Origin of the sequence: Actinocrinis sp., assembly GCF_035946395.1 — a bacterium.
In the GTDB taxonomy this organism is placed as follows: Bacteria; Actinomycetota; Actinomycetes; order Streptomycetales; family Catenulisporaceae; genus Actinocrinis.
This window is the reverse complement of record NZ_DASYZI010000241.1, coordinates 1-7,618: the sequence shown is the minus strand read 5'-3', so window position 1 is coordinate 7,618 and position 7,618 is coordinate 1. Positions and strand designations below refer to the sequence as shown.

General features: G+C 69.2%; 10 protein-coding genes and 1 pseudogene. 1 reads left to right on the top strand and 10 read right to left on the bottom strand.

Annotated features, from left to right (window positions below; genetic code table 11):
- Positions 1-122: 122 nt before the first annotated feature.
- Entirely contained in the window at positions 123-1,052 is a 930-nt protein-coding gene (locus VGS97_RS14895) for an IS5 family transposase (RefSeq protein ID WP_326854089.1), read from the top strand.
- Here VGS97_RS14895 and VGS97_RS14890 read toward each other — a convergent pair.
- The 10 genes and pseudogenes from VGS97_RS14890 to VGS97_RS14845 all read right to left on the bottom strand — a co-directional run.
- The gene (locus VGS97_RS14890; protein WP_326854087.1) at positions 1,035-1,856 is read right to left on the bottom strand and encodes a hypothetical protein; all 822 of its coding nucleotides are present in this window, start codon (positions 1,854-1,856) and stop codon (positions 1,035-1,037) included. The genes VGS97_RS14895 and VGS97_RS14890 overlap by 18 nt on opposite strands.
- A complete protein-coding gene (locus tag VGS97_RS14885) occupies positions 1,856-2,071 on the bottom strand; it encodes a helix-turn-helix domain-containing protein (protein ID WP_326854086.1) in 216 nt (71 codons plus the stop codon). The genes VGS97_RS14890 and VGS97_RS14885 overlap by 1 nt, the downstream gene beginning before the upstream one ends.
- Positions 2,072-2,409: 338 nt before the next feature.
- Complete coding sequence (locus VGS97_RS14880; protein WP_326854085.1) at positions 2,410-3,966, bottom strand: hypothetical protein; 1,557 nt, start codon at positions 3,964-3,966, stop codon at positions 2,410-2,412.
- Positions 3,963-4,841, bottom strand: coding sequence for a bifunctional DNA primase/polymerase (locus VGS97_RS14875; RefSeq protein WP_326854084.1), 879 nt, complete (start codon positions 4,839-4,841; stop codon positions 3,963-3,965). The genes VGS97_RS14880 and VGS97_RS14875 overlap by 4 nt, the downstream gene beginning before the upstream one ends.
- A gap of 122 nt (positions 4,842-4,963) precedes the next feature.
- A complete protein-coding gene (locus VGS97_RS14870) occupies positions 4,964-5,122 on the bottom strand; it encodes a hypothetical protein (protein ID WP_326854083.1) in 159 nt (52 codons plus the stop codon).
- A complete protein-coding gene (locus VGS97_RS14865) occupies positions 5,119-5,742 on the bottom strand; it encodes a GGDEF domain-containing protein (RefSeq protein WP_326854082.1) in 624 nt (207 codons plus the stop codon). The genes VGS97_RS14870 and VGS97_RS14865 overlap by 4 nt, the downstream gene beginning before the upstream one ends.
- A 40-nt stretch (positions 5,743-5,782) precedes the next feature.
- Complete coding sequence (locus VGS97_RS14860; RefSeq protein ID WP_326854081.1) at positions 5,783-6,370, bottom strand: hypothetical protein; 588 nt, start codon at positions 6,368-6,370, stop codon at positions 5,783-5,785.
- Positions 6,371-6,375: 5 nt separating this feature from the next.
- A complete protein-coding gene (locus VGS97_RS14855) occupies positions 6,376-6,714 on the bottom strand; it encodes a hypothetical protein (RefSeq protein ID WP_326854080.1) in 339 nt (112 codons plus the stop codon).
- Positions 6,715-6,719: 5 nt separating this feature from the next.
- Positions 6,720-7,001 carry a hypothetical protein gene (locus tag VGS97_RS14850; RefSeq protein WP_326854079.1) on the bottom strand — a complete coding sequence of 94 codons (282 nt, stop codon included), beginning with the start codon at positions 6,999-7,001 and terminating at the stop codon, positions 6,720-6,722.
- A 99-nt stretch (positions 7,002-7,100) separates the two neighbouring features.
- Positions 7,101-7,618 (bottom strand): annotated as a pseudogene (locus tag VGS97_RS14845) (hypothetical protein); the annotation flags it as partial.

The window sequence follows — 7,618 nt, the reverse complement described above, 5'->3', positions numbered from 1 at the left end:
CTTAGAGCCTGTCCGTGATCCTTGCGGGGTGGATGGTATATGAGAGTACGTACTTGCTGAGTATATGAGGCTCCTGGTAGAGCAGCGGTTGTCGAGGCCGATCCGCACTACCAGGAGCCGTCGTGAAGTCTGCCATCTTGTCGTCTGTTCCGACCATCGTGATGCAGCCGGCTGGGGCGGTATGCCGGGCTTGTGGAGTCGACTGTACGGCCGAGGCGACCGGCCGGCCTCGCCGCTACCCTTCTGACCTGCGCGATAGTGAGTGGGCGCTCATTGCGTCGCTGCTGCCGGTCCCGGCGGCCGACACGCCCCGCGGCGGGCGGGCGGAGGTCCATTGCCGGCGGGCCATCATCGACGCGATCTTCTATGTGGCCGACAACGGCTGCAAGTGGCGGGCGCTTCCGGTCGACTTCCCACCGCGCTCGACCGTGCACGGCTGCTTCACGAGGTGGCGTGAGCAGGGTGTTTGGGACGGGATGAACGATGTGCTGCGGGATCGGGAGCGGATGCGGCAGGGGCGCAAGGCCGAGCCGACCGCGGCGGTGATCGACTCGCAGTCGGTGCGCGCGGCCGAGACGGTGGGCAAGGGCAGCCGAGGCTGGGATAACGCGAAGAAGGTGGGGGGACGCAAGCGGCATATTGCGGTGGACGTGCTGGGCCTGCTGCTGGTAGTGCATGTGACAGCGGCAAGTGCGCAGGACCGTGACGCGGCGTTCTTCCTGCTCCAGCGGCTGCGCCTGCTCTACGGCAAGATCACATTGGTGTGGGCTGACAGCGGCTACGATTACGGCAGGCTCATCGATGGCGCGAGGAGGATACTGCGCTTGACGGTGCAGGTCGTGCGGCGTACCGATGACGTGACCGGGTTCGTGGTGCTGCCGCGTAGGTGGGTCGTCGAGCGTACCTTGTCATGGATCTGTCAGCGACGGCGCTGTGTCAGGGATTATGAGCGCCTACCCGGGAACCACGAGGCGATGGTCACCATCAGCATGATCATGTTGATGACACGTCGCCTCGCCAGGCCGCGCACGGCACTACCACACGCGGCCTAACGGGATCACGGACAGGCTCTTAGTGTCTCCACCCTCGCGCACGGACCGCCAGACAAAGACGTGCGGCGGTACGGGCGACTGCCTGTCTGGAAAGCCGTCTAGGTTGACGTCCGCCCACGTGAGCGGGCGCAGTTCTTCCGTGCGCGCACCGACTAGCAGTGAGAGCACAATGTAGGCGTGCAGCCGAGATCCTTCGGCAGCTGCGAGTAGGGCTGCGGCTTGGTCGAAGTCGAGTGACTTGGACGGCCGGCCGGCGGTGCCCTTCGGGAGGTCGTCGCAGAGCAGCACGACGTTACGGCCGACCTTGCTGCGTTTCTGGGCTCGCGTAATCGACCGTCTCAGCAGCGAACGCAGGCTGCCGAGTGTGCTGCTCGCGAGCATCGCGGATTTGGTCAACAGCCAGTCGTCGACCTCGTCCGCCGTTAGGTCCCGTAGATTTCGGCCGGCGAAGTACGGGATCACGTGCTCATTGGCGAGGTCGGTCAGCTTCTTCACAGTTGCCTGAGACCTGCCGTGCAGCCCGTGTTTGATGAAGTCCCGGACGGCGTCGGCTACGGAGTAAGTGCCTGCCGCAAGCACCGTGCCTTCATCAATCTCGCGTTGAAGGTCCTTTAGCTTTTTCAGAGCCTTGCTTTTGTCCTCATCGCTCACCTTGCGGGTTTTGCGCTTGCCGTCAGGTCGGTAGCCCACGGTGATTTCGCCGATCCACCGCTGACGATCCTCGCTCCAGTACAGTCCGCCGTCGCCGCGGGCGCGGCGCTTCTTCGGCACCGCGCCGTCGTCATCATTCCTCTTTCGGGTCATCAGTTGCGCTCAGCTTCCTTCTTTAGCAAGGCCTTGTATTCGCGGATCGAGTCGGAGGGAATCAGGCGGGCGCGTCCCTCGGTGACGGTGGTCAGGCGTCCGGAGCGGATGAGTTCGTAGAGTTTGGTGCGTCCGAGGCGCAGCACTGCCATGGCTTCCTTGACTCGCAGGAATTCGGGCTCGGGGACGGGTTGGGTGAAGGTGACTGCGGTCATGGCCGGGTGTCCTTCCGTGGCGAGGGACCGGGGAACGCGGCTAGCCCGCCGGCGCGGTGCTGTGCCGACGGGCTAGGGAGGTCGTCTTTAGAAGTTTTGGGAAATGACCGTCGCACCGTCACGACCGTCACGGCAGGATGGTTGACCTGCGTAAACGGCGTGACGGTAGGGAAGGGCCAACCGTCACGCGGTCATCGTGACCGTCACGGGCCGGAGCGGGCGTGACGGTCGCGTGACGGTCGGGCATGGCCTATCGTCACGAGGCGCATTGCCACTGAGCTGCGTGTTTGAAGATCATGTGACGGTCGTGACGGTGTGACGGTCATTTCCCAAAACTTCTAGTTGGGCTGGTAGGTCAGGCGGATGGTGCGCCCGCCGTGTTCGCGTTCGAAGTCGATGGCGATGCCGTTTTTGCGCAGTGCCGGGGCGACGCGGCGTAGGTGACCGGCGACCGCGCGCGGGGTGCGTGGCCAGGATTTGGGTGCGTCGTGCGGGGTGACCAGTTCGGTGAGCATGGCGGCGGTGCCGGACCACGCCTTGCGTTCCTGGACCATGGTGCGTACCGCGTCGGCGAACGGGTCGGCCTCGATGACGGCCTCGGTCAGTTCCGCGGCCAGGATGGTGAAGTCCGCGAATGTCGTCCATTCGTTGACTTTGTCGATGGCGGCGAGGATTTTCGCGAAGTCCGCGAGCCGGGGCAGTTCCTCCACGCGCACGTCAGGTAGTGCGGCGAGAACCTTGGCGGTGAGGTCGAGGATTGCGGCGAGGATCGTCGGGCGGGCGTTCTCGTATGCGGTTTTGACTTGTTCGTCGGTGCGGCGCTGGTGTGGGCGGATCGGTTCCAGTTCGACCAGCAGCAGCCGTTCGGCGAGGTCTCCGCGCAGTGCGCCGGCGTCGATGGTGGTCATCCCGATGACCCGTTGGAAGGAGAGCACGCTGACGTCGTCGTCGGTGTACAGGGCGCGCTCGACCATGCCGTCACCGGTCACGGCCTTGCACAGGGTGTCGGAGAACCAGGCTGGGATGCTGGAGACGTTGTCGAGCATCACGGTCCAGGAGGCTGCGGCCTGTACGGTCCATGCGCGCATGTCCTTCGGCGCCGCCCGCAATGGCGCCGGCGAGGGGTCGAGCAGGCACACCAGCGAACGACCCGTGGTCGACTTGGCTGTGCCCTGCTCTCCGGACAGCGCGAGGATGGGGTGCGGGATGTCCGGGAACAGGGTGGCGACCAGCCATGCGACCAGCAGCCGGAATCCGGACTCGGAGACGTTGAGCAGGCCGCGGAGTTGGTCGAGCCCGCCGGCGAGCCGAGCGGGGATCGGTAGCGGGGAGGTCAGGCGGGTGCGGCGGAACAGGACTGGGGATTCGGGCATCAGGTGCCATTCCCCCGGGGAGATCACGACGCAGCGTCCGTCGGGTTGTCCGAGGTCGAGTACGAGATCATCACCGTGCCGGGCGACCCTGAGTGCGATGGGTTCGGGTTCGGTGTCCACGGCGGTTCCCTCCAGGACGCTCAGGGCGTCGGCGAGCGCCGAGGCGCCGGGGGCGCAGCGGGTTTCCTCGTAAAAGGCGCGGGCGAGCCGGGTGCGCAAACCGTTCTCTCCGCGTAGGGACAGCGCGAGGTTCGGGCCGTCCAGCAGTACGGCGTAGGTTTTGCCGTCGCTGCCGAGCACGGTGCGGTACGAGCGCCGGGCGAGGTCGACTAGGCGGGTTGCTTGGCTCGGGCCGCGCCCGCCACCCTCGCCGTCCCCGGCCGCAGACTCCGCCGCGCTGTCGTCGGCGTGGTCGAGACCGGCAAGCGCTTCCTCCGCGCCGACGGCCGACAGGATCTCGTCCACCTGCCCGCCGACGCCGTCCTCGGGCGGCGGGTTGGGTGCGTGGTTTTCATCGCTCACTGCGCTGCTCCCTTCTGCATTCCGGCGCTTAGGCCGTTGTTGATGGTGTCCAGGCTCTTGGTCACGTCGCCGCCGAGGCGGTGCGCGACCTCGGTCAGGGCGCGCTCGATCAGGTCGGTGGGCAGGGTGCCGCGGGTGATGTGCGTGCCGAGGGTGAATGCGACGCGGTTGAGGGTGTCGTTGCGGGTACCGGGTTTCGCGCTCAGGACCTTGTCGAGTTCGCCGCGCAGCACCGCATCGGCGTACTTCGACGGGGAGCGGTATCGCGGCGGCGGCCCGGCCGGTGCGAGTCGCTTGGGCGGGTCGAGTAGGCGCCTGATCCACGCGGGCAGCGGCGCCGGCTCGGCCAGGAACGTCGCCCGGTACGGCCTGCCGTTGACGACAGAGCCGGGGCCGACCACGTACCCGCCGACGCCGCGGGTGTCGATCAGGTAGCCGAGCTTGCCCGCGGTGTTGCGCAGCGCCGCGCTCTCGGGTTGGCGGAAGTACAGGTGCTCGCCGCCGCGACCGGTGATCACGGTCATGACGTCGCCCGGGTAGGGCTCGGCATTCAGCAGCGCGAGTTGTGCGAGAGCGTCCGCGCCGGTGGTGATCGAGGGGTCGTCGAACGGTGACGCGGGCGGTGGGGTGTCGGGTTTGGGGGTGTCCAGGTCGAGCACGTACAGGCCGGAGGGTCCGCACGCAACACCGATGTTGAACGCGCCGGTGGCCCAGCAGCGTTCGATCGTGGCCGGGTTGATGGTCGCCCGGCCCTCCCAGTCGTGTGTGAGGGCGGGGACCTTGCTGTTCGGCTTGAGCGGGAAGATGTGCATGTCGTGCCCGGCCAGATCGAGCGCGGCAGTCAACAGGTGGTTGTCGGTGATGGTGGCGGCCACGGGGTGCCTCCAGGGATCAGGCGGCGAGGGTGCGAGAGGTCAGCGCCGCGTGCAGAGCGCACGGACACGCCGCGGCCCGGCCGCCGTTGGGGCGAGCCGGGCCGCGGCGCAGGGAACTCGGGTCAGGTGCGGATGCGCACGGTCAGGTAGCGGAAACGCAGCCGGCTTGGGCCGCGTGGGGCGCGGTCGCCGGAGTCGTCGAGCACGTCGAAGACCTCGGCGAGGGCGGCGACCGCGGCGTTGTTGTCCTCGGGTAGCGCGTACAGCCGCACCCTGATCACGCGGTTTCCTTCACGGGCGCGGGGTGGTTGCGATGCCAGCGGCGCGGGATGGATCGGGACGGGTCTGCCTCACCAGAGTTCAGATGCCAGCCGCCGCCGCAGGTTTTGGCCTGGTACATGGCGGCGTCCGCTACGCTGAGCGCCCGCCCGATGGGCGTGCCGGGCGCGGCCAGGAACCCACCGATCGAGGCGCCGAGGTCAAGCCACTGCTCCTGGTGGGCGATGGGTCGGGTCAGCGCGGTGTGTAGTGCGGCCAGTTCGGCGCGTGGGTCGGTGGGGTTGGGCAGGATGGCGGTGAACTCGTCCCCGCCGAGGCGGGCGGCCAGGCCGTCGCGCTGTGCCCAGAGGGCGAGCCGGTGGGCGACTTGACGCAGGGCGGTGTCTCCGGCGGCGTGCCCGTGGGTGTCGTTGAGCGGCTTGAAACGGTCCAGGTCGATCAGGACCACCAGCGCGGGCTGGTGGCGCAGCAGCCGGGCCGCGTGGGTGGTGTACTGGTCGCGGGTGGGCAGGTGGGTGAGCGGGTCGCGGCGGGCTTGGGTGAGGCGGTGGCGCAGGGCGGCAGCGTGCACGCTCCAGCCGAGTATCGGCAGCGCGGCCATGGCGGACAGCGCGTTGTTCATCGGGGCGCCTCCATCGGCGGGGGTCGGAGTCGGGTGTGGGTCACGGGCGGGTGCGGCGGTTGTCGGCGAGTGAGGCGCGGCAGGTGCGGGTGCATTCGGGCTGCCGGCCGATGACCTTGTCGAGCGCGTCCGCGAGGTTCCACAGGCCGGTGACTGGCTCTTCGCGGTACCGGTTCGGGGCGCACAGGCACGGGGCGATCAGCGTGAAGTCGGTGTGTGCCGGGTTGTTCCACGGGTCGGTGGCGCGCCGGTGGGCGAGGAACAGCCCTTGTCCGAGGTGGGCGACCAGCCGCTGTTGGTCCGGGTCGCGTGGGTCGGCGTAGCCGCGCCAGTTCAGCGGCGGGGGCGCGGCGCCGTAGTTCTGGAAGGCGTCGGCCCAGCCACGGGCGGCCAGGATCTCGGCGAGGCCGACCATTTCCGCGTGTGCCTCGGCGAGCGCGTCGAGCATGTCCGCCTGCTGCTCGGCGCGGCTCTCACGCGCCAGGGCGTACAGCGCATCCAGCGCGAGCGCGGTGCCGTCCGGCTCGGGCGCGGCGTCGAAGTCGAAGTCCGCCGCGTCGGCGTGGTCGTTGTGCTCGTTCCAGTCCATGACCAGGGCCTCGGACGGTTCGCTGTTTTCGTCGAGCATGCAGATCACTCCCTGGTGACGGACGGGGTACGGCAGGCGGGGCACAGGGGAGCGCCGCCCTCGCCGTAGCGGTGATGTGGGGTGCCGCAGCGGGCGCAGGGTCCTTGTGTGGTGTGGTGGCTGAGCACGGCGAGGATCTGCCCAGGGGTGAAGGGCGAGTCCTTGGCGTCGCGCCAGCCGACCACGACCCAGCGGGACGGATCGAAGACCTCGATGCTCTGACCGCCGTCCGGGAGTGGGTCTTGGGCGGTCGGGGCGGGGCGGCTGCCGCGCCCGCGGGTCTGCGGCACGGCGGGTTCCGGCTCGCCGAACAGCGTCAGCGCGCCCTCGGCCGGGACGGTCATGCTGCTCACCGCCGCGTGCCGCGTGCCGGCTGGCCACCGAGCAGGTGGCGGGCTTTGCGGCGTTGGGAGCGCTTCCTGAGGCCGGTGCCATGGCAGGCCCGGCACGCGGTGGTCGGGCCGATGACCCGGCGCATGTGCCCGAGTCCGCGGCAGCGCGGGCAGGTCTGGAACGGGCGCAGCCTGGCCAGGATCAGCGCTACGGCGGCGGCGCCGAGCAGGAACAGGCCGGGCGCTCCGGCGTAGTGGTAGACCGCGGCGAGGATGAACAGGGCGATCAGGGCTTTCACGGTGGCTCCCCGAAGGATGCTGCTATGGATGTCAGGGCGGGAATAGGCGCGCCGCCGAGCCCTGTGCTGGTTCGGCGGCGCGTGGTCGTGCGGGTGGGGTTAGTGGCCGAATTCGTGGTTGAGCCGGGTGTCGGTGGTGTCGGTGCGCTTGTCGATGCGGGCGACGCGCTTGTCGCCGGCCGCGAGCAAGCGCGCGGTCTGTGCGTTCTTGCGCGCCTCGGGCGTGAGCGTGTTCGTGGTCTTCTTCGCGGTGGTCTTCTTGGTGCCGCCTTTGGTCGAGCCGTTGAACCGGCCGCCTTTGGTGCGCTTGACGCGCTGCTTCATCGGCGCCGCTGGCCGTGCGGCGGTGGTCGGTGCGCTGGTGTTGTGCGGGGGGCGGGGGGTGCCGGTGATCGAGCGGGGGGCGAGCGGCCCGGCGGCGGTGCGGGCGCGCTCGACCTCGCGGCGGCGCGCGGCGTTGTGGGCGCGGTGTTGGTTGAGGCGCTTGGTGATCGAGCGGGCGGCGGCCCGCAGTCGGCGGCGGACCGCGCGGCGGATGCGGCGGGTCACGGTGCGCCGGAGCGTGCCGCCGGTGCGGCGGCGAGTGGCGGGGCGGCGCTTGCGTGGGGGTCGGCGAG